Here is a 20,447-nt window from a genome sequence, read left to right as displayed (position 1 = left end):
ATTCTTATAACAGTGCAGCAATATATATTTCGTTTTACTACTTCTAATAAATATCATCCTGATGAATTTATTGTTTCTAGTTCTAACGATCAAGCTTATAATATTATAAAAAATTGGCAGTGCGACTTTGGCGTTAACCCTTATAAATTTACTTTATTAATTAAAGGACCTTCTTCGTCAGGCAAAACTTATTTAACCAAAATATGGCAAAATTTAAGCAATGCCTATATTATTAAAGATATTTTTTTTAATGAAGAAATTTCAGAAAAATATAATGCTTTCATCATTGAAGATATTGAAAACTGGCAAGAGCCGACATTACTTCATATATTTAATATTATTAACGAAAAACAAAAATATCTTTTACTTACCGCATCTGATAAAAGCAGAAATTTTACTTTGCCCGATTTATCTTCACGTATTAAATCAGTACTTAGTATTCTATTAAACTCACCTGACGATGAATTAATCAAAATTCTAATATTTAAGCATTTTGCTATTTCTTCGGTAACAATATCCGGACAAATAATAGATTTTCTTTTAGTAAATTTGCCTAGGGAATATTCTAAAATTATAGAAATATTAGACAATATTAACTATTTTGCTTTAATTTCCAAAAGAAAAATAACAACTTCATTAGTCAAAGAAGTTTTAAATAAGTATAATCTTAAAACATTGTAACTTTTTCCTTGACTTGAAATCTTCCCAATATAACCTTTCTATAAATTAACTTTTTAGAAAAAATTGTGTTGGGATACGAAAAAAAACAAAAAAGTTTAAACAGAGAACAAAAACGGGCTATAGGCATAGGCTTACTATCTATAGGTACTTTTTTAGAATATTTTGATCTTATGCTATATGTTCATATGGCAGTACTAATTAATGAGCTTTTCTTTCCGCAATATGATACTCACGTTAATCGACTAATTGTAGTTACTTTTTCTCCAAGTGCATTCCCGGCAATTCCAATATTTTATAAAAGTTTTCCGGTTTTAAAACGATTTACCTATGCTAGCTTTATATATGCTTATTCAAGAGCCGCTATGTATGTAATTAGTTTCTTTTGAGCTTGTTTATTTAACAGAACGTTTTAATAATTTAGGATTGTTGATGATAGTAATTCCTATTATTATAGGGTATAGCCTCGGTATATCACATTTTAAAAAGCTAGAAGTTGAAGCAGGAAATTATTATTGAATATAAGAGACGAAATGCGGCTTGCACCTTTTATATAAATTAAATTAGTTATATACTTTATCTTCTTCAGCTAATTCGGTTTTAATTCTTTCAAGCAGAGCAAAAACCTTACAATATTCTTCAAGCTTTTCGTTTATTTTTTGCAGCTCATCTAAAGTACTACTAAAATCTTCTTGTATTAAATAGGCTTCTACAGTTCTATTCTGCTCTAATGTTTTAAGCACAATATCTTGTAACAATTTATTATAGTGATTTTCTAACTTAGGTGTATTTGACATAATGATTAATAAATAACTTTGTATTTTAATTAATATATGAATTTTTTAATAACACAGTCACTTTTAGTTAATTTATGTTATTATTTATCTCTCTTTGCTCTATTAACACTAATGCATGATAAAGATTTACCTTAAATTTGCATTTAAAGTAATTTAATTATAGATCACTATTAACAAATTTTAATAATTATCTATAGTTAGAAATGCCATTTCATAAAGATACTGTTTTTCTTGATAGGTTTAACTATTGTAACATTTAAAACTGAAAAGCTTGAGTTTAAGCTTCATTCATTGTTTGATATTTTCGTTGAAATACTAAAAACTTTTGATTGGTGGGCGATGACGGACTCGAACCGCCGACACTCTCGGTGTAAACGAGATACTCTACCAGCTGAGCTAATCGCCCATATTTTTTATTAATTAGTAAAATAACATCATTTATAATTAATAAGAAGTATATAAATAATTTAGCAAAATTTTATTAGTTTTTGCTTTTAAATTACTATAAAGTGTTATTTACTTTCGTTCAAACTTTTTATTTGCCTTGATAATCTGCTGATTTTTCTTGAGGCGGTATTTAATTTAATTATATTTTTTTTCACACCTTGCATTATCTTAGACTGAGCAACAGATAAAGCTATGTTAGCATTTTCTTTATTACCAAGACTGATTTCATGTACAACTTTCTTTATAAAAGTTTTTAATGCACTAGATCGTTTTTTATTGATTAGAGTTCTTTTTACTGTTTGTCTAGCAGCTTTTTTTGCTGAAGAATGATTAGCCATCACCGAGTCCCTTATATTTTAATTTTTAATTTCTTCATTAGCACCTTGCTGTATATTTCCTTTAGCATTAATATCTCTATCTACAAATTCAATATATGCTATCGGTGCTAAATCACCATAACGGAATCCAGTTTTTATTATTCTAGTATAACCGCCAGGTCTATCTTTATATCTGGTACCTAAAATATTTATAAGCTTTTCTACTGCTGTTTTATCTTTTATTTTTGATAAAATGCTTCTTCTTACCGTTAAATCAGCTTTCTTAGCTTTAGTAATTAGAGTTTCAATATAAGGTCTTAATTCCTTAGCTTTTGGTAAAGTAGTTTTAATTTGTTCATGGGTTACAAGTGCTACAGCCATATTAGCGAGCATTGCTTGCCGATGACTACTTGTTACATTTAACTTTCTGCCTTTAATTTTATGTCGCATTTTTTAGTCCTTAATTATAAGAATCTTCATAACGTTTAGATAATTCCTGAATATTTTCCGGTGGCCAATCCGGTACATCCATACCGAATCTTAAATTAAATTTTGCCAATATTTCTTTAATCTCATTTAAAGATTTTCTACCGAAATTTGGAGTTCTCAGCATATCGGATTCCGTTCTTTTTACTAGATCCCCTATATATATTATATTATCATTTTTCAAACAATTTGCCGATCTAACCGATAATTCCAATTCATCGACTCTCTTAAGTAAATAAGGTGAAAATGGTAAAACATCAGTTTTAACTTGCTTATCTTCTTCCTGTTCTTCAAAAGAAATAAATAATTGTAATTGCTCCTGTAAAATACGTGCAGCTAAACCTACAGCCATTTCAGGTAATAAATCACCGTTAGTTTCTACAAACATAATTAATTTATCATAATCGGTAACCTGACCTACCCTAGTATTTTCTACCTTATAAGTAACACTCTTTATCGGATTAAATAAAGCATCTATAGCTATTTCACCAATAGGTAAATTATCCTCATAACTATTTGTGCTAAGTACATATCCTTTACCAACCTTGCAAGTTAATTCCATTTCAAACTGCTTGTCCTTAGCTAGATCACAAATTACATGATCAGGATTCAGTATTTCTACATCATGACCTGTTTCAATCATACCAGCCGTTACAACACAAGGCCCTGTTGCTTTTAATTTTATGATACATTTTTCTGCAACATGCATTTTTACTTTAATACCTTTAATGTTTAAAATCACTTCCGATACATCTTCTTTTACACCGGGTATAGAAGAAAATTCATGTTCTATAGCAGGGATCTTTATAGAAGTGATAGCTGCTCCTTGTAAAGAAGAAAGTAATACTCTTCTCATAGCATTACCGAGTGTTAAACCAAAACCTCTTTCTAAAGGTTCAACTACAATTTTAGCTTTATTATTGGTTTCTGGAAAATTTTCATAAGCGACTTTATTCGGCTTTATTAAAGTATTCCAATTTTTACTTAACGATAACATTTAATACCTATGATTCTCTTATACTCTTCTTCTTTTTGGCGGTCTTACTCCATTATGAGCAATTGACGATACATCTAAAATTGATGTAACCACAAAATTTTGTCCGAATAAAGCTCTCATTGCTGATTCACGCTGAGCCCCCGGTCCTCCAATCCTAATAGAAATAGTTTTTAGACCATATTCTTTTGCTTTTTCCGATGCTCTATCAATTGTTACTTGAGCTGCATAAGGTGTTGCTTTTCTTGCCCCTTTAAACCCATTACCTCCTGCCGATGCAGAAGAAATAGTATTACCTTGGATATCAGTAAATGTTACTATAGTATTATTAAATGATGCTCGGATATGCACAACACCAAGAGTGATAGTTTTTTTCTTTTTTTTAACTTTAACCGTCTGATTCATTATTTATACTCTATACTTAAACTATTATTTTACAGCTTTTTTCTTTCCGGCTATCGCAATAGCTTTACCTTTTCTAGTTCGAGCATTAGAATGCGTGTTCTGTCCTCTCACCGGCAACTTACGTATATGTCTAAGTCCTTGATAACATCTTATATCTTTCTTTTTCTTAATATTAAGCGTAACTTCTCGTCTTAAATCACCCTCAACTTTATACTCACTTTCAATAATATTACGTAAGCTTATTAACTCTTGATCTGTCAGTTCTTTCACTTGTTTATCTTTCGATATTTTTGCTTTATTACAGATCTCTGCTGCCATAGTAGGCCCAAGACCGTAAATGTAAGTTAAACTCACAACTAAACGTTTATTATCAGGAATATTAACACTTGCAATTCTTGCCACAAATAATCTCCAAAATTTTACTGGTAACTAAAAAATAATATAAAAATCTTTGATAAAGTCAATTTATTTTTAGTATTTTCTGTATATCAATTTCTATTTCTTGTTCATTTTTACTTCCATTAACTATATAAAAATTACCACTATTTTTATAATAATCTATTAACGGATATGTTTCTGTTTTATATACTTCAATTCTTTTTTTTATTACTTCTTCATTATCATCTTTTCTATAATCAAATGTACTTGAACCGCAAACATCACATACATTATCAGTTTTAGGCTGCAAGAAGTAAGTATTATATATTTTACCGCAATTTTTACAACTATATCTTCCTAAAATTCTTTTAATTAATAATTCATCTGAAACACCAAAATATATTATTTTAATTTTTTCTTTAATAAATGATTCAAAAAATTTCGCTTGCTCTAAATTACGCGGATACCCATCTAATATGTAGCCGTTTTTATATTCAGAGGATAATAAAAAATTTTTGATTACTTGATTAACTATTTCATTAGGGATAAGCTCCCCTTGCTTAACATAATTATTAATTAACTCTGCTTCACTAGTTGATGTTTTAATAATTGTTCTAAATATATCACCGATTGCTATATGTGGTAAATCAATTTTTTTAGCTATCTTTTTTCCTTGTGTTCCCTTTCCCGCTCCTGGAGGACCTAAAAAAATTACTATCACTATTTAAGCTCATTTTTAATTTTTTAATTTTACTTTCTTCATTAAACCTTCATACTTACTACTAAATAAGTAAGTTTGAATCTGAGTCAGAGTATCAAGTACCACGTTCACTACAATTAAAAAACTTGTACCTCCTAAAGCAAGAGAGATTACATATTTATTCATTAATAGCTCCGGAATTACACATATTACACTTAAATATATCCCACCTATAACCGTAAGCCTTGTAAGTATATAATCAAAATAATCAGACGTATTTTTTCCTGGTCTTTTACCTGGAATATAAGCACCGTATTTTCTTAAATTATTAGCAGTTTCTTCAGAATTAAATACTATTGCAGTATAAAAAAAACTAAAAAACATAATTAATGCTACATATAATAAAATATATACAGGTTTTCCATGCCCTAAGTAATAAGTAAGCATGCCCATAGTTTCTGAATTACTATTAGAAAAATTAGCAAGCGTAGCAGGAAATAGTAAAATTGAACTAGCAAATATTGGAGGTATTACACCAGAAGTATTTAACTTGAGAGGCATATGGGTTGCTTCGCCTCCATAAATTTTATTTCCTACTTGTCTTTTAGGATACTGCACCAATAATTTTCTTTGGGCTTTTTCAAAAAATATAATTATAGCTATTAATACAACTACTCCAATACAAACAGCTATCGCTATTAAAGGCGATAATGCTCCTTTTCTTGATAATTCAAACATACTAATAATAGCACTAGGTACTCCCGAAATTATACCTATAAATATAATTAAAGACGTACCATTACCTATTCCGCGTTGTGTAATTTGTTCTCCTAACCACATTAATAGCATCGTGCCTACAACTAAAGTAATTACGGTTGTAACTCTAAAGAAAAAACCCGCTAAAATTACTACAGGGCCGGTATTTGTTACAATCGGCTCTAAACTTAGAGCAACTCCATAAGCCTGAAAAGAAGCAAGCAGCACCGTTAAATATCTCGATAGCTGATTTACTTTTCTTTTGCCGACTTCCCCTTCTTTTTTTAAATTTTCCAAAGGTTTATATGCAACTGACATTAATTGGATAATAATTGAGGCGGTAATATACGGCATAATTGCTAAAGCAAAAATGGACATTCTACCTAGCGATCCTCCGGATAGCATATTAAACATTCCGAGTATTCCGGATTGATTCTTTGCAGCCACACTACTTAAAGCAATTGAATCTATACCAGGTATAGGTATAAAAGACCCAAATCTACATACTATAAGAATGAGAATAGTAAAAACAATGCGACTAACTAAATCATTACCGGATTTTTTAGAAAAATTCTGTCCCATATACTATAATAATTTTCCACCCGCTTTCTCGATTAAATCCTTAGCTTTAGAAGAATAAGCATCTAATTTTAATGATAGAGGCGCAGCGAAATCATCACTACAAATAGATAATAATTTTACTAATTCCTTATTATTTTTATTATTAACTACCCCGGCTTCTACCAATTTTTCTTTCGTAATAGTATCATCAGCACTTAAACGCCCATCGGCTAATGCTTCTTCAATATTATAAATATTTATTATATTGTATTTTTTAGTTGAAATACAATTAAATCCTCTTTTAGGTAGTCTTTTGATCATAGGTGTTTGACCACCTTCAAAACCTTTTATTGCAACGCCGGATCTAGATTTTTGACCTTTAATTCCTCTACCACCGGTTTTTCCTTTACCACTACCAATACCGCGTGCTATTCTTTTCTTATTTTTTTTAGCACCTATATTATTATATAATTCATTTAATTTCATTTAAAAACTCTAATTACATATTTTCTATTTTTAACAAATGCTTTACTTTTTCAACCATCCCTTTGATTGAATTAGTATTTGCAAGAATAACGCTCTTATTAATTTTGTTTAAACCAAGCCCAGCTAATATCAATCTTTGATTATACTTACGACCTATAGCACTTTGAACTTGAGTAATTTTTATATTATTGATCTTATTATTCATAACTTCACCTTACTTACGCAACATTATTCATTAACTTGAATGTCAGCAGATTTTACAGATATTTCATTTACTTTTTTATCTCTTCTCATAGCAATAGATTTTGGTGATGCAAGTTTATTTAATGCATCAAATGTTGCAGAAATCATTGCGTAAACATTCGTTGAACCTATTGATTTAGCAACAATATCATGAACGCCTAAAGAGTCAAAAATTGCTCTCATAGATCCTCCGGCTATAACGCCTGTACCTGCTTTAGCTCTTCTTAAAATCACTTTAGCAGCTCCACTTTTACCGACAACGTCATGGTGAATAGTCCTATTTTGATATAACGGCACTTTCATCATTCTCTTTTTAGCAGCTTGTTTTGCCTTTCCTCGAGCTTCATTTACTTCTTTAGCTTTTCCGTGTCCCGCTCCGACTCTGCCGGCTTTATCACCGACCACTACATAAGCAGAAAAAGCAAAGCTTCTACCGCCTTTTACTACTTTTGTAACTCTATTTACATCAACTAAAACTTCACTTAAAGTCTCGTCATTTTTTTTAACTTTAGACATTACTACAACCTTATAACCTAAAATTTTATTTTCTCTCTAGCTGCATCAGCTAGAGCTTTTACAACACCGTGATACTTATATCCACCTCTATCAAACACTACGTCTTTTATCCCTGCAGAATCAGCTTTTTTTGCTATTTCTGCGCCTACTTTGATAGCATTTTCAATATTACAATGAGATTTTTTTAATTTTTTTATTTTCTCATCTAAAGTTGAAGCAGAAGCAATTGTTATAGACTTAGAATCATCAATAATTTGTGCATATATATGTCTACCTGACTTAAATATTGATAATCTAACTCTATTAGATGTTTTAGATATTTTATGTCTTATTCTACTTCTTCTTTTTTCAAATTTTAGCTTAGCACTACGCATATTTAACTCTTAAATTTAATTTTTCTTACCTTCTTTACGCGGTATAAATTGATTTTCAAATTTAATTCCTTTTCCTTTATAAGGCTCAGGTGGTCTCTGTTTTATAATAATTGAAGCAAATTGTCCTAATTTTTCTTTATCTGTTCCTTCAAGAATAATAATATTTTGCTTGGGCATCTCTATTTTAATATCTGAAGGTATTTCAATTTTTGTATTATGGCTTTTAGCAAGCATTAAATTTAAATATTTACCTTTTACCATCGCCCTGTAACCGACTCCGTTAATTTCGAGTTTAAGCTTAAAACCTTCTTTAACGCCGGTAACCATATTTGATATTATGCTTCTTGCAGTACCCCACATAGCACGTGCATTTTTATTTGCGGCTAAAGGTTTTACTAAAAGCTTATTTTCTGCCAATGAAATTGCTATATTACCTTTAAAAGTTTTTGATAATTCGCCTTTAGGTCCGGATATTTTTACTTCTAAATCATTTAAACCAATTTTTATACCTTCAGGTATAGTAATCGGCAATTTTCCAACACGTGACATTTTTTTACCTTAAAATACTTTACAAATTACTTCGCCGCCGACATTTTTAATATGAGCTTCTCTATCAGACATAACACCGTAAGGAGTAGAAAGAATATATATACCCATATTATTATAATATCCTTTCAAATCTTTGATAGCAGAATATACTCTTTTTCCAGGCTTTGATACTCTATGCATTTCGCATATAGAAGCATTGCCATTAACAGAGTATTTTAAAGCTACCTCAGTATAACTAATATTATTTTTTTGAGTAGTTATATAATCTTTTATATAACCTTCTTTTTGCAAAACATCTAAAATTGAAGTTTTAATTTTAGAACTAGGAAAAGAAACATTTATCAATTTGCTTTTATAAGCATTTCTAATTCTAGTTAACATATCTGCTACATTATCCGTCATTGACATATGATTTACCTATCGACTTTTACCAACTTGACTTAACTACACCGGGAACTAAGCCTCTACCTATTAATTCTCTAAGCTTATTCCTCGATATACCAAACTTTCTTGTAACACCTCTTGGTCTACCTGTAAGCTCACATCTATTTCTTATTCTAGTAGATGATGAATTTCTAGGTAATTGTGCAAGTGACATTACCAAAGAAAAACGCTCTTCTAATGAAATATTTTTATCATAAATTTTACTTTTTAGTGCTAAACGTTTATTATGTAAACTTTGTGATTTTTTTTTCCTATTTTCGTTCTTTTTTATAGAACTTACTTTTGCCATTATATATATCCTAAAAATTAATTATAAAAAGGTAAATTAAACCCTGATAACAAAAATTTACTTTCTTGATCTGTTTTAGCAGATGTAACGATTGTAATATCCATACCCCTTATTGTATCGATTTTATCGTAATTAATTTCAGGAAAAACTATCTGCTCTTTTAATCCAAAAGTAAAATTTCCTTTACCATCAAAACTTTTATAAGAAAAACCGCGAAATTCCTTAACACGGGGTAATGCAACAATTACTAACCTCTCTAAAAAATCATACATTCTATCTTTACGTAATGTAACCTTGCAACCTATTTTCACATTTTCGCGTAACTTAAAAGTTGCAATAGATTTTCTTGCTAACGTTACAACCGGCTTCTGACCGGAAATCAAAGTAAGATCATTTACTGCATTATTAATTACTTTGGAATCGACTGTTGCTTCCCCTACTCCCATATTTATAACAATTTTCTTAATTTGCGGTATTTCGTGTTTATTTTTATAAGAAAATTTTTTTTGTAAGTTTTCAATAATTTTTTGCTGATATAATTTTTTAAATCTTAACATTATTTACCTTCCTTACCGATAATTTCCCCTGATTTCTTTGCCACTCTAACCTTAGAACCGTCTTCTAAGAATTTAAAAGCTACCTTGGTAGGGTTACCGGTTTTTGGATCGATGTGTGCAATATTTGAGATATGTATAGGTAATTCTTTAGTTATTATCCCGCCTTCACTCATTTGATTAGATTTAGTATGCTTTTTTACTAAATTTACTCCAGAAACAATTATTTTACTGTCCTCCGGGAAAACTTTTAATATTTTACCTTTTTTTCCTTTGTGCTTTCCGGTAATAACAACAACTTCATCACCTTTTTTTACTTTTAATTTAATCATTTATAACACTTCCTCTGCAAGCGACATTATTCTAACATATTTTTTTGCTCTAAGTTCTCTTGTAACAGGACCGAAAACTCTAGTACCGATAGGTTCATCTTGTTTATTCAAAAGCACTAACGCGTTTTTATCAAATTTTATTGTACTACCGTCAGGTCTTACTACTCCAGTCTTTGTACGAACAATCACGCCTTTATAAACATCACCCTTTTTAACCTTACCGCCGGGTATAGCGTCTTTAACAGATACAACTACAACATCACCCAGCTTTGCCACCATATGGTGAGAGCCACCTAAAACTTTAATACACATAACTTTTTTAGCACCGGAATTATCTGCAACTTCCAAGATGCTCTGCATTTGAATCATAAACTACTTCCAATTTTTTATACACGAGACATAAAATAAATAATCTACCTTATAAAGTCAAAGATTAAAAAACTTTATTCCCCATTTACCACTACCCATGTTTTGGTTTTTGAGATAGGACGACTTTCAATTATACTAACTTTATCTCCTTCTTGATACTTATGTTCTGAATCATGAGCAGCATATTTTTTAGATACTTTCACGAATTTTTTATAAATAGGATGCTTAAACTTTCTTTCTACTTTTACTGTAACCGTCTTATTAGCTTTTGAACTTATAACCACACCTTGTAACACTCTTTTCGGCATTTTAATATTCCTCACTATTAGCTCTTTTTGTTAATTCAGTTTTAATACGTGCTATAGACTTTTTGACTAACGAAAACCTACTAGTATTTTTTAACTCACCTAAAGCTTGTTGAAACCTTAAATTAAACAATTCTTTTTTTAAAAGATTAAGGTTTTTATAAAGCTCTTCTATTGTTTCAGTAGATAACTTACTTCTTAATAATTTTAAATCATTCATAACGTCTCACTATCCTTGTTCTAACAGGTAATTTTGCACTTGCAAGCTCCAAAGCTCTAAGTGCAACATTTTCTTCTACCCCTTCAATTTCAAACATAATTCTTCCAGGCGAAACTCTAACTGCAAAAAATTCAGCAGAACCTTTACCTTTACCCATTCTTACTTCGGCAGGCTTTTTAGAAACGGGAACATCCGGAAAAATGCGAATCCATAATCTTCCTTGCCTTTTCATACATCTAGTAGCAGCTTTTCTTCCTGCTTCTATTTGTCTTGCAGTAACACGCCAACCGTCTATAGATTTTAGACCAAATGATCCAAAAGCAAGCGTCGTACCTGCTTTTGCTTTTGAAGCCACTCTACCCTTATGAGCTTTTCTAAATTTTTGTTTTTTCGGAGCTAACATTTTAATACTTAAAATTAATTATATCTTTTATTTTCTGTATATTCACCTTTATAAATCCACACTTTAACCCCTATAACTCCATAAGTAGTTATAGCCTCAGCTGTTGAATAATCAATATCAGCTCTTAAAGTATGTAACGGCATTCTTCCTTCTATATACCATTCGGTTCTAGCAATTTCAGCACCTCCAAGTCGTCCTGAACAACTAACCCTGATACCTTGTCCACCTTGTTTAAATGAAGCCTGAATTGCTGTTTTCATAGCTTTTCTAAAAGAAACTCTTTTTTCAAGCTGTAGTGCTATAGTTTGAGCTACTATAGCAGCATCTATATTAAATTTTCTAACTTCGTGAATATTTATATAAACTTCTTTTAAAGAAGTCATTTTCTCGATAGCTTTTTTTAGCTTATCAATTTCACTACCGTTTCTACCGATAATGATGTTTGGTTTTTTGGCATTAATATTAATAATAATACTTTTATTAGAAGGGCGTTCAATTAAAACTCTGCTAATTTGAGCTTGATTAAAACCCTTATTTATTAAATCCCTAATTTTTAAATCTTGTATAAAAAGAGTTTTATAATGTTTTTCTGCATATAATACGGAATCCCAACCTTTAATTAAAGTCGGTCCAACTCTAAAACCATGTGCACAAACTTTCTGCCCCATTTTAATTATCCTCTTTTTCTGTAACAGTTATATAAAGATTACTAAAAAACTTATTTATTCTAGTTGTTCTTCCTTTTGCTCTTGGCATAACTCTTTTCATTACTAAAGCCTTACCTACAGTCGCTTTAGTAATAACCAATCTATCTATATCTAGACCTAAATTATTTTCAGCATTTGCAACAGCAGATTGTAAACAATCTTTTACAACTTTTGCAATTCTTTTAGGAGAAAAAGTTAATTGTACCAATGCTTCAGATACTTTCATATTTCTAATAAAGGCTGCAACTAAATTGAGCTTCCTTGAACTTACTCTAATAGATTTAGCTTGTGCCGTAGCAAAATTTTTATTTTCCTGTACCATATAAATCTTTACTTTCTTTTGACTTTTTTATCTGCTCCATGACCGTGAAATGTTCTAGTAGGAGCAAACTCACCTAATTTTCTTCCAACCATTTCTTCATTTACAGAAACCGGAATAAATTTATTTCCATTATGAACAGAAAAGGTAAACCCTACAAAAATAGGTAAAATCGTTGATCTTCTAGACCAAGTTTTAATCATTTCAGATTTACCTGATTCCATTAATTTTTGAACTTTCTTTATTAAATAACCGTCTACAAAAGGCCCTTTCCATATTGAACGTGCCATACTAATACCTAATTAATTTAAAATCTACTTTCTTTTCTTTACGATAAATTTTGAAGTACGTTTATTTTTACGTGTCTTCTTACCTTTTGTTGGGAATCCCCAAGGAGTAACAGGATGGCGACCTCCTGAAGTTTTACCTTCACCACCGCCATGAGGGTGATCTACAGGATTCATTGCTACACCTCTAACATGCGGTCTCCAACCTAGCCATCTATTTCTACCTGCTTTGCCTAAATTAATATTTTTTTGATCCGGGTTAGATATACTACCTATAGTAGCTTTACAATCTAAAGGTACTAACCTAAATTCACCTGATCTTAATTTAATCTGAGCATATCCTGAATCTTTACCCACTAGATCTACTGAAGTACCTGCAGACCTTGCAATTTGACTGCCCTTACCGACTTTCATTTCAACATTATGTAAAGTAGTACCGATAGGAATGAATTTTAAAGGTAAACAATTTCCTATTTTTATATCAGCATCTTGACTTGATATTACTCTATCACCTACAAATAATTTTTGTGGTGCTAGAATATAAGAATATTCCCCATCTTCATATTTTATTAAAGCAATAAAAGCAGTTCTGTTAGGGTCATACTCTATTCTTTCAACAATAGCAGAAATATCGATTTTATTTCTTTTAAAATCAATAATACGATATAATTTTTTGTGTCCTCCACCTCTGTGCCAAGAAGTAATTCTACCTTGATTATTTCGTCCACCGGTTTTAGATATACCTTTGGTCAAAGATTTTAAAGGTCTGCCTTTCCATAAACTAGTTTTATCAACTTGAACTAACTCTCTAAGAGAAGGAGTAATTGGATTAAAGTTTTTTAAAGCCATTTATTTAATTCCTCCGGCAAAATCGATATTATGGTCTTTTTCTAATGTAACAATAGCTTTCTTTCTATTGATTTGAGTCCCTATAATTCCTTTAAATCTTTTCTTCTTACCTTTAACGTTTAAAATATTCACTTTTTTTACTTTTACTTTAAATATTTCTTCTATAGCCTTTTTAAGGGTAAGTTTTTCAGCAAATTTATCTACATAAAAAGCATATTTATTTTGTTCCGAAAGGGTTGTAGTTTTTTCTGTAATAATAGGTTTTCTAATTAAATCGTAGTATTTATAAGAACTCATCTTAACCTCTCTTCTAAAACGCTCACTGCTTCTTGTGATAATAGGACATATTCATGTCGTATTATATCATAAACATTTGCTCCTATTTGTGGAACAATCACAGTATTATAAATATTTTTTGCAGCTAAAGAAAAATTAATATCTACTTCATTCCCGTCTACTACAAAGAAACTTTTCCCTTGAAATTTGTTTAATATATTTACAAGAGCAGAAGTTTTAGGCTTATCTAGCTTTAAAGAATCTATTACTAATAATTTTCCTTCAGCGCATTTCTCGGATAAAGCATGAATTAAACCAAGTTTTCGTACTTTTTTAGGTAATTTTGTTGCATGACTACGTACTCTAGGTCCATGAGCTACACCACCACCACGCATCTGTACCGATCTAAGGGAGCCTTGTCTTGCATTACCTGTACCTTTTTGCTTAAAAGGTTTTTTTGTGGTTCCTAATACTTCTGATACTGTTTTAGTTTTGTGGTTACCGGACATTGCCTTGGCTCTCTGCCAATCAATAACCTGCTTTATTATATCATCTCTGATAAATTCAACAGCAAATATATCTTCATTTAAGCTAATCTCACCAACTTCTTCATTAGCAAGACTTAATATTTTAGTTTTCATCTTTATTTAACCTTATACAGTCTTATATAAAACTTTTATATAAATAATATTGCATGGCGTTTTGTTAATTTGATAATCTTTAACCTCAACAAACATGTCTAAATATCTATTATACAGTTATTGAAATCTTTTTTATTGCATCTTTTACTGAAAGATACGAATTTTTGTGACCGGGTATACTACCCTGAATCATAATAAGCTTACGCTCCTTATCAACGGCAAATATTTTCAAATTTTGAATAGTAACTTGGTTGCATCCCATATGACCGGCCATTTTTTTGCCTTTGAAAACCTTTCCTGGATCTTGTCTTTGTCCTGTAGAACCATGCGAACGATGGGATATCGAAACACCGTGAGAAGCTTCAAGACCTCTAAAATTATGTCTTTTCATACTACCGGCAAATCCTTTACCTATAGTAGTTGCCGTTATATCCACAAATTGTCCTGCTGTAAAATGGTCTACTTCTAGACTTGCTGCTATATCAATAAAATTCTCTTCAGAAATTCTAAATTCTTTTAATTTAGTTTTAGGAGATATTTTAGCATTAGCAAAAACTTGTTTCATAGGTTTGGTTACTCTAGATATTTTTTTATCTTTTACACCTATAACCAAAGCATTATATCCATGTTTTGCTAGAGTTTTATGTCCTACTACTTGACAATCATCAACTTTTACTAATGTTAAAGAAATTCTTTCGCCTTTATCATTAAAAACACTAGTCATCCCAATTTTTTGAGCAATTATACCGGTTCTCATTTATTCTCCACTCTCTAATTCAATCACTACATCAACACCTGCTGCTAAATCAACTTTACTTAAAGCATCGACAACCGCCGGATTCGGATCACCTATAACTAATAATCTTTTATGCTTTCTAATTTCAAATTGCTCTCTTGACTTCTTATGTACATGAGGAGACCTATTTACGGTAAATCTTCCAATTTTTCTAGGTAACGGAATAGGGCCATTAATGTTAGCAAACGTTCTTTTAACAGCACTCACTATCTCTTTTGTAGCTTGATCAAGGCTGCGGTGATCAAATGATTTTAAACGAATTTTGATTTTATTTTTCATTCAGTAAACCTAATATTTAAACAGCAAGATGTTTTTTTAGACATCTTTCCAAACCTTACTTCTAGAGGTAATTTGTACGTCGATCCGGTACTCGAATCCTCACGTCTGTTATATACGCTGCGGTTCTGCGTTCCGTACCTCCTTCAAATTCTTCTCTATAAGCCGGTTCGGAAAAATGTCTTATTACATCTTAAAATATAAATACCTATTATTTTTTAATAATAGGTATTTATAAAATCAATTAATTATTTATTTTAGTTACTACGCCGGCACCCACTGTTCTACCACCTTCACGTATAGAGAATTTCAACCCTTCCTGCATCGCAATCGGTTTAATTAATTCCACTGTAAAAGTAGCATTATCTCCAGGCATAACCATCTGCTTATCAGCAGACAATTTTATTGTACCGGTAACGTCTGTTGTTCTAAAATAGAACTGCGGACGATAGTCATTAGTAAATGGGGTATGACGTCCACCTTCTTCTTTACTAAGCACATATACTTCAGCTTCAAACTTATCATGCGGTTTTATGCTACCAGGTTTTGCGAGAACTTGTCCTCTTTCAACTTCTTCTCTTTTTGTACCGCGTAGTAATATACCGACATTATCTCCGGCTTGTCCTTCATCAAGTAATTTTCTGAACATTTCTACACCGGTACAGGTAGTTTTTTGCGTATCTTTTAGACCGACTATTTCAATTTCCTCACCTACCTTAATTATTCCTGACTCTACTCTACCAGTTACAACAGTACCTCTTCCTGAAATAGAGAATACATCTTCTATCGGCATTAAGAAAGGTTTATCCGTAGCTCTTACAGGATGCGGTATATAGCCATCTACTGCATCCATTAGCTCATTAACAGCTTTTTCACCTTCAGGCTTTCCTTCTAAAGCTTGAAGTGCAGAACCTTTAATAATAGGTATTTCATCACCCGAGAAACCATATTTTGATAATAATTCCCTTACTTCCATCTCTACTAGTTCTAATAGATCAGGATCATCCACCATATCTACTTTATTTAAGAATACTACCATAGCAGGCACACCTACCTGTTTTGCTAGTAATATATGCTCTCTAGTTTGCGGCATAGGACCATCAGCAGCAGAAACTACTAATATTGCACCGTCCATCTGAGCGGCACCGGTTATCATGTTCTTTACATAGTCAGCGTGTCCCGGACAATCTACGTGTGCATAGTGTCTATTTTTAGTCTCATATTCTACGTGTGCAGTAGAAATAGTTATACCTCTTTCTTTTTCTTCAGGAGCAGCATCAATTTGATCATACGCTGTAGCTTGTGCTCCACCTGTCTTAGCAAGTACTATAGTTATTGCTGCCGTTAAGGAAGTTTTACCGTGATCTACGTGACCGATCGTACCTATATTAACGTGCGGTTTAGTTCGTTCAAATTTTGCTTTTGCCATATTATTACTCTCTACAATTTTTTAGGTTTAATACAAGTTAATTTTTTATAAGTGCATTTTTTTGCTAAATTTATTTGTTACCACTATCTCTGGAGCGGGTGATGGGAATCGAACCCACACAGCCAGCTTGGAAGGCTGGAACTCTACCATTGAGCTACACCCGCATTTATGGCACTATGATAATAAAATAATTTCAAAGTTATTTTGTTAACAGTGCTATATCAATTTTATTCAGATTTATAAATATACACAATTATGTTTTATTTTTAAATAAAATGATATGCTTCCCTGAACCATTTAAGTGGTGGAGGGAGAAGGATTCGAACCTTCGAACGCTTACGCGGGCAGATTTACAGTCTGCTGCCATTGACCACTCGGCCACCCCTCCTAAAGAACTTTACTGTATTAAATAGACTAATTCACTGTAAAATACAATATATAATTAGTATTAGGACTTAATAAAACTTCTTGCCGAATCATCAAATAAACAAATAGCAGCTTGCACATTTATTTAGTTGTAACTTTCTATAATAAATAGTAGTTTCTGTCAAGAACAAATTACTAACGGTTTTCAATAAGATGCAAAATAAAAAACTTGATTCTAAACATTGTTATTATATGTATGGTAAACATCCTGTATTTTCTGCTCTAAATAATCCAAAACGTCAAATTGACAATATTTTATGCACTAGGGAAATTTTTGATACAAACAAAAAATTAATAGGTACTAGATCTTATGAAATTGTTAATAACGATATTTTATCTAAATTACTGGAAAACCAAACACATCAAGGAATAGCTGCAAAAATTAGACCAATTTTTTCTTACAATTTAGAGGACATAGATATAACAAATCCAAAATGTAAAATTGCGATTCTTGATCAAATAACAGACACACAAAATATTGGAGCAATTATTCGTAGTGCCGCTGCTTTTGATATAAATGCTATAATATTACCTCAAGATAATTCTCCGAATGAAAGCGGCGGCATTGCTAAAGCGGCTTGCGGTACTTTAGAATTAATACCTATAATTAAAGTTACTAACTTACGCTCATGTATGAATTATCTTAAAAAACACGGCTTTTGGATTATAGGTCTAACAGGTTCTGCAAATGACTACTTTACCGATAAATTAATTTCCGACAAAATAGTATTGGTATTTGGCTCAGAAGATAAAGGCATACGAAGATTAGTCGCAGAAACATGTGATTATTTAGCCAAAATCCCTATTTCTCAGAGAGTAGAAAGTCTTAATGTATCAAATGCCGCTTCTATAATTTTTCATTCATTACATAAATAATATTTTTAATAAATCAAATATTGTTTTTTATTTACTTCGATATAAATATTTAGTCTACTAAAATTAAAGTCATAAACTTTTATTATATCAATTAATTTGAGAGAAAAGTCATGAAAAGGGGACCAAATGAACAAATTATCGAGAGTTTTGAAAAACAATTAGACATATTTATAAATGCACTTACAGAAAAAGAGATAACAACAGCTATATTAAACAATTTTTTTGATAAAGTGATCAATAACCTCAAGAATGAAAGATTAATTAATGATATTATATTTGATATATATCAAGGTAAAGCAGTAATTACTAAACCTATATATTCCGATTATATAGCATCTTTCGAACCTAAATATAATGAACATTGGCAAAAATTTTATAGTTTTAATCGTAATCTTATGATAGAAAGCACATTAATATTTATTGCTAAGAATCTAAAAAAAGCTTCTTTAACAGACAAATTATATTATAGCTTTGCTAAATTAGCCCAGCAATTAGACTTGAATGCAGTAAGTGATCATTTTATGAAAAAAATAGATAATTATATAACATTTAACAATTTATGAAAAATTACAGAACCGAAAGTGATTCTTTTGGAGAAATTCAAATAGAAGAAAAATTTTATTGGGGGGCTCAAACTCAAAGATCTTTAGAAAATTTTAAAATAGGCAAGCAAAAAATGCCTGAAATTTTAATTCGTGCTCTTGCTATTTTAAAAAAATGTGCAGCACAGGTTAATCATGAGTTTGGTGATTTAGAAGCTAAAATCGCTATAAGTATAGATAAAGCCACGGATAGAATCTTAGAAGGCGAATTTGAGGATAATTTTCCTTTAGTAGTTTGGCAAACAGGTTCAGGAACGCAAACAAACATGAATATGAACGAGGTTATTGCCTCTATTGCCAACGAAGAATTAACAGGCAAGAAAGGCGGCAAATCTCCGGTACATCCTAACGATCATGTTAATAAAGGACAATCATCCAACGACTCTTTTCCAACCGCTATGCATATAGCAACCGTACTTGCAACTAAACAGCAACTGATACCAGCTTTGAATAATATACTTACCTCTTTGCAGGATAAGTCAAAAGATTGGGACAAAATCATAAAAATAGGACGCACCCACTTGCAGGATGCAACTCCTTTAACTCTTAAACAGGAATTCTCCGGATATATTGCACAAATAGAGTATGCTTTAGAACGCATAGAAAATGCACTACAAAAAGTTTATCTACTTGCCCAAGGAGGAACGGCAGTCGGTACAGGTATTAACTCAAAAATAGGCTTTGATATAAAATTTGCTGAGAAAGTGGCAGAGTTTACTAAACAACCCTTTAAGACGGCTCCTAATAAATTTGAAAGTCTAGCTGCTCACGACGCACTAGTAGAATTTTCAGGAACTCTTAATACTATAGCAGTTAGCTTAATGAAAATAGCAAATGATATAAGACTGCTCGGCTCCGGTCCAAGATGCGGTCTTGGTGAGCTACATTTACCTGAGAATGAACCTGGTTCTTCTATTATGCCCGGTAAAGTAAACCCTACACAAGTCGAAGCTTTAACAATGGTGTGCAGTCAGGTGATGGGGAATCATGTTACGGTTACTATTGCCGGCTCAAACGGACATCTTGAACTTAACGTATTTAAACCCGTAATAATATACAATATCCTACAATCTATAGAGCTGTTATCCGATAGCGTAAACAGCTTTGTTACTCACTGTGTTAAAGGATTAGAACCCAATATAGCACGCATTAATGATTTACGTGATAAATCTCTAATGCTTGTTACAGCTCTTAATCCGCATATAGGCTATGATAATGCCGCAAAAATTGCTAAAGAAGCACATAAGCACGGGATCACTTTAAAAGAAGCAGCTAAAAAACTCAATCTTCTATCGGAAGCAGAATTTGATAAAATAGTAGTACCTGAAAAAATGGTTGGTCAATCTTAGGTTTTATATAA

The 20,447-nt window shown here is 31.3% G+C and carries 34 protein-coding genes, 3 tRNA genes and 2 pseudogenes; 5 read left to right on the top strand and 34 right to left on the bottom strand.

Annotation, left to right across the window (positions count from 1 at the left end; translation table 11 throughout):
- The first annotated feature begins 12 nt into the window (after positions 1-12).
- Together O6R16_RS00920 and O6R16_RS00915 are read left to right on the top strand one after the other, a co-directional pair.
- On the top strand, positions 13-681 hold the full coding sequence (locus O6R16_RS00920) for an HdaA/DnaA family protein (RefSeq protein ID WP_499679612.1): 669 nt from the start codon (positions 13-15) through the stop codon (positions 679-681).
- A gap of 65 nt (positions 682-746) precedes the next feature.
- Positions 747-956, top strand: a pseudogene (locus tag O6R16_RS00915) (hypothetical protein); the annotation flags it as partial.
- A gap of 285 nt (positions 957-1,241) precedes the next feature.
- Here the strand turns inward: O6R16_RS00915 and O6R16_RS00910 are convergent.
- The 34 genes and pseudogenes from O6R16_RS00910 to O6R16_RS00745 all read right to left on the bottom strand — a co-directional run bounded on the left by O6R16_RS00910 (position 1,242) and on the right by O6R16_RS00745 (position 17,571).
- Complete coding sequence (locus O6R16_RS00910; RefSeq protein ID WP_499679611.1) at positions 1,242-1,475, bottom strand: hypothetical protein; 234 nt, start codon at positions 1,473-1,475, stop codon at positions 1,242-1,244.
- A 330-nt stretch (positions 1,476-1,805) separates the two neighbouring features.
- A tRNA-Val gene (locus O6R16_RS00905) sits at positions 1,806-1,881 on the bottom strand.
- A gap of 106 nt (positions 1,882-1,987) precedes the next feature.
- Positions 1,988-2,260, bottom strand: a complete 273-nt coding sequence (gene rpsT, locus O6R16_RS00900) for a 30S ribosomal protein S20 (RefSeq protein ID WP_499679610.1) — start codon at positions 2,258-2,260, stop codon at positions 1,988-1,990.
- Positions 2,261-2,278: 18 nt separating this feature from the next.
- Entirely contained in the window at positions 2,279-2,689 is a 411-nt protein-coding gene (gene rplQ / locus O6R16_RS00895) for a 50S ribosomal protein L17 (RefSeq protein ID WP_499679609.1), read from the bottom strand.
- Between the two features lie 10 nt (positions 2,690-2,699).
- Complete coding sequence (locus O6R16_RS00890; RefSeq protein ID WP_499679608.1) at positions 2,700-3,722, bottom strand: DNA-directed RNA polymerase subunit alpha; 1,023 nt, start codon at positions 3,720-3,722, stop codon at positions 2,700-2,702.
- A gap of 18 nt (positions 3,723-3,740) precedes the next feature.
- The gene (gene rpsK, locus O6R16_RS00885) at positions 3,741-4,124 is read right to left on the bottom strand and encodes a 30S ribosomal protein S11 (protein WP_008580920.1); all 384 of its coding nucleotides are present in this window, start codon (positions 4,122-4,124) and stop codon (positions 3,741-3,743) included.
- Between the two features lie 24 nt (positions 4,125-4,148).
- The gene (rpsM, locus tag O6R16_RS00880) at positions 4,149-4,526 is read right to left on the bottom strand and encodes a 30S ribosomal protein S13 (protein ID WP_499679607.1); all 378 of its coding nucleotides are present in this window, start codon (positions 4,524-4,526) and stop codon (positions 4,149-4,151) included.
- Between the two features lie 58 nt (positions 4,527-4,584).
- The gene (locus O6R16_RS00875) at positions 4,585-5,223 is read right to left on the bottom strand and encodes an adenylate kinase (RefSeq protein ID WP_499679606.1); all 639 of its coding nucleotides are present in this window, start codon (positions 5,221-5,223) and stop codon (positions 4,585-4,587) included.
- Between the two features lie 15 nt (positions 5,224-5,238).
- Complete coding sequence (secY, locus tag O6R16_RS00870; protein ID WP_499679605.1) at positions 5,239-6,540, bottom strand: preprotein translocase subunit SecY; 1,302 nt, start codon at positions 6,538-6,540, stop codon at positions 5,239-5,241.
- 3 nt (positions 6,541-6,543) lie between these two features.
- Positions 6,544-7,005, bottom strand: a complete 462-nt coding sequence (gene rplO / locus O6R16_RS00865; RefSeq protein ID WP_499679604.1) for a 50S ribosomal protein L15 — start codon at positions 7,003-7,005, stop codon at positions 6,544-6,546.
- 13 nt (positions 7,006-7,018) lie between these two features.
- Positions 7,019-7,210: a 50S ribosomal protein L30 gene (gene rpmD / locus O6R16_RS00860; protein ID WP_499679603.1), complete on the bottom strand. Its 192-nt coding sequence runs from the start codon at positions 7,208-7,210 to the stop codon at positions 7,019-7,021.
- Between the two features lie 23 nt (positions 7,211-7,233).
- The gene (gene rpsE / locus O6R16_RS00855; RefSeq protein ID WP_014014625.1) at positions 7,234-7,764 is read right to left on the bottom strand and encodes a 30S ribosomal protein S5; all 531 of its coding nucleotides are present in this window, start codon (positions 7,762-7,764) and stop codon (positions 7,234-7,236) included.
- Positions 7,765-7,781: 17 nt separating this feature from the next.
- Positions 7,782-8,138 carry a 50S ribosomal protein L18 gene (gene rplR / locus O6R16_RS00850; RefSeq protein WP_499679602.1) on the bottom strand — a complete coding sequence of 119 codons (357 nt, stop codon included), beginning with the start codon at positions 8,136-8,138 and terminating at the stop codon, positions 7,782-7,784.
- Positions 8,139-8,153: 15 nt separating this feature from the next.
- Positions 8,154-8,687: a 50S ribosomal protein L6 gene (rplF, locus tag O6R16_RS00845; protein ID WP_004997822.1), complete on the bottom strand. Its 534-nt coding sequence runs from the start codon at positions 8,685-8,687 to the stop codon at positions 8,154-8,156.
- A gap of 9 nt (positions 8,688-8,696) precedes the next feature.
- Positions 8,697-9,095: a 30S ribosomal protein S8 gene (rpsH, locus tag O6R16_RS00840; protein WP_499679601.1), complete on the bottom strand. Its 399-nt coding sequence runs from the start codon at positions 9,093-9,095 to the stop codon at positions 8,697-8,699.
- 19 nt (positions 9,096-9,114) lie between these two features.
- Complete coding sequence (gene rpsN / locus O6R16_RS00835; protein WP_499679600.1) at positions 9,115-9,420, bottom strand: 30S ribosomal protein S14; 306 nt, start codon at positions 9,418-9,420, stop codon at positions 9,115-9,117.
- 17 nt (positions 9,421-9,437) lie between these two features.
- Positions 9,438-9,977 (bottom strand): 50S ribosomal protein L5, encoded by a 540-nt coding sequence (rplE, locus tag O6R16_RS00830; RefSeq protein WP_499679599.1) that lies wholly within the window; start codon positions 9,975-9,977, stop codon positions 9,438-9,440.
- The gene (rplX, locus tag O6R16_RS00825; RefSeq protein ID WP_499679598.1) at positions 9,977-10,306 is read right to left on the bottom strand and encodes a 50S ribosomal protein L24; all 330 of its coding nucleotides are present in this window, start codon (positions 10,304-10,306) and stop codon (positions 9,977-9,979) included. Before rplX ends, rplE begins: the two co-directional genes overlap by 1 nt.
- Positions 10,307-10,675 carry a 50S ribosomal protein L14 gene (rplN, locus tag O6R16_RS00820; RefSeq protein ID WP_499679597.1) on the bottom strand — a complete coding sequence of 123 codons (369 nt, stop codon included), beginning with the start codon at positions 10,673-10,675 and terminating at the stop codon, positions 10,307-10,309.
- A gap of 74 nt (positions 10,676-10,749) precedes the next feature.
- Positions 10,750-10,983, bottom strand: coding sequence for a 30S ribosomal protein S17 (gene rpsQ, locus O6R16_RS00815; protein WP_499679596.1), 234 nt, complete (start codon positions 10,981-10,983; stop codon positions 10,750-10,752).
- A gap of 1 nt (position 10,984) precedes the next feature.
- Entirely contained in the window at positions 10,985-11,200 is a 216-nt protein-coding gene (rpmC, locus tag O6R16_RS00810; protein WP_017442483.1) for a 50S ribosomal protein L29, read from the bottom strand.
- On the bottom strand, positions 11,193-11,603 hold the full coding sequence (gene rplP / locus O6R16_RS00805) for a 50S ribosomal protein L16 (RefSeq protein WP_499679595.1): 411 nt from the start codon (positions 11,601-11,603) through the stop codon (positions 11,193-11,195). The genes rpmC and rplP overlap by 8 nt, the downstream gene beginning before the upstream one ends.
- Before the next feature lie 14 nt (positions 11,604-11,617).
- On the bottom strand, positions 11,618-12,271 hold the full coding sequence (gene rpsC / locus O6R16_RS00800; RefSeq protein ID WP_014014632.1) for a 30S ribosomal protein S3: 654 nt from the start codon (positions 12,269-12,271) through the stop codon (positions 11,618-11,620).
- Between the two features lies 1 nt (position 12,272).
- Entirely contained in the window at positions 12,273-12,632 is a 360-nt protein-coding gene (gene rplV, locus O6R16_RS00795; RefSeq protein ID WP_499679594.1) for a 50S ribosomal protein L22, read from the bottom strand.
- 8 nt (positions 12,633-12,640) lie between these two features.
- Positions 12,641-12,919 carry a 30S ribosomal protein S19 gene (gene rpsS / locus O6R16_RS00790; RefSeq protein WP_008580964.1) on the bottom strand — a complete coding sequence of 93 codons (279 nt, stop codon included), beginning with the start codon at positions 12,917-12,919 and terminating at the stop codon, positions 12,641-12,643.
- Between the two features lie 24 nt (positions 12,920-12,943).
- Positions 12,944-13,765 carry a 50S ribosomal protein L2 gene (gene rplB, locus O6R16_RS00785; protein ID WP_499679593.1) on the bottom strand — a complete coding sequence of 274 codons (822 nt, stop codon included), beginning with the start codon at positions 13,763-13,765 and terminating at the stop codon, positions 12,944-12,946.
- Entirely contained in the window at positions 13,766-14,062 is a 297-nt protein-coding gene (gene rplW / locus O6R16_RS00780) for a 50S ribosomal protein L23 (RefSeq protein WP_014120997.1), read from the bottom strand.
- Positions 14,059-14,682 carry a 50S ribosomal protein L4 gene (gene rplD / locus O6R16_RS00775; protein WP_499679592.1) on the bottom strand — a complete coding sequence of 208 codons (624 nt, stop codon included), beginning with the start codon at positions 14,680-14,682 and terminating at the stop codon, positions 14,059-14,061. Before rplD ends, rplW begins: the two co-directional genes overlap by 4 nt.
- 109 nt (positions 14,683-14,791) lie before the next feature.
- Positions 14,792-15,439 carry a 50S ribosomal protein L3 gene (gene rplC / locus O6R16_RS00770; protein ID WP_499679591.1) on the bottom strand — a complete coding sequence of 216 codons (648 nt, stop codon included), beginning with the start codon at positions 15,437-15,439 and terminating at the stop codon, positions 14,792-14,794.
- Positions 15,440-15,757, bottom strand: coding sequence for a 30S ribosomal protein S10 (gene rpsJ, locus O6R16_RS00765; protein ID WP_012153050.1), 318 nt, complete (start codon positions 15,755-15,757; stop codon positions 15,440-15,442).
- A gap of 38 nt (positions 15,758-15,795) precedes the next feature.
- Positions 15,796-15,938: pseudogene (locus O6R16_RS00760) on the bottom strand (palindromic element RPE1 domain-containing protein); the annotation flags it as partial.
- 60 nt (positions 15,939-15,998) lie between these two features.
- A complete protein-coding gene (tuf, locus tag O6R16_RS00755) occupies positions 15,999-17,183 on the bottom strand; it encodes an elongation factor Tu (RefSeq protein WP_499679590.1) in 1,185 nt (394 codons plus the stop codon).
- A 90-nt stretch (positions 17,184-17,273) separates the two neighbouring features.
- A tRNA-Gly gene (locus O6R16_RS00750) sits at positions 17,274-17,347 on the bottom strand.
- Between the two features lie 138 nt (positions 17,348-17,485).
- Positions 17,486-17,571, bottom strand: a tRNA-Tyr gene (locus O6R16_RS00745).
- Between the two features lie 191 nt (positions 17,572-17,762).
- Here O6R16_RS00745 and rlmB point away from each other — a divergent pair.
- The 3 genes from rlmB to fumC all read left to right on the top strand — a co-directional run bounded on the left by rlmB (position 17,763) and on the right by fumC (position 20,436).
- A complete protein-coding gene (gene rlmB / locus O6R16_RS00740) occupies positions 17,763-18,485 on the top strand; it encodes a 23S rRNA (guanosine(2251)-2'-O)-methyltransferase RlmB (RefSeq protein WP_014120998.1) in 723 nt (240 codons plus the stop codon).
- A 110-nt stretch (positions 18,486-18,595) separates the two neighbouring features.
- Positions 18,596-19,048 carry a hypothetical protein gene (locus O6R16_RS00735; protein WP_499679589.1) on the top strand — a complete coding sequence of 151 codons (453 nt, stop codon included), beginning with the start codon at positions 18,596-18,598 and terminating at the stop codon, positions 19,046-19,048.
- Positions 19,045-20,436: a class II fumarate hydratase gene (gene fumC / locus O6R16_RS00730; RefSeq protein WP_499679588.1), complete on the top strand. Its 1,392-nt coding sequence runs from the start codon at positions 19,045-19,047 to the stop codon at positions 20,434-20,436. Before O6R16_RS00735 ends, fumC begins: the two co-directional genes overlap by 4 nt.
- Positions 20,437-20,447 lie beyond the last annotated feature (11 nt).

Source organism: Candidatus Rickettsia tasmaniensis, from assembly GCF_036857515.1.
GTDB classification, from domain to species: Bacteria; Pseudomonadota; Alphaproteobacteria; order Rickettsiales; family Rickettsiaceae; genus Rickettsia; species Rickettsia rickettsii.
This window is presented reverse-complemented; position numbering and strand designations above follow the sequence as displayed.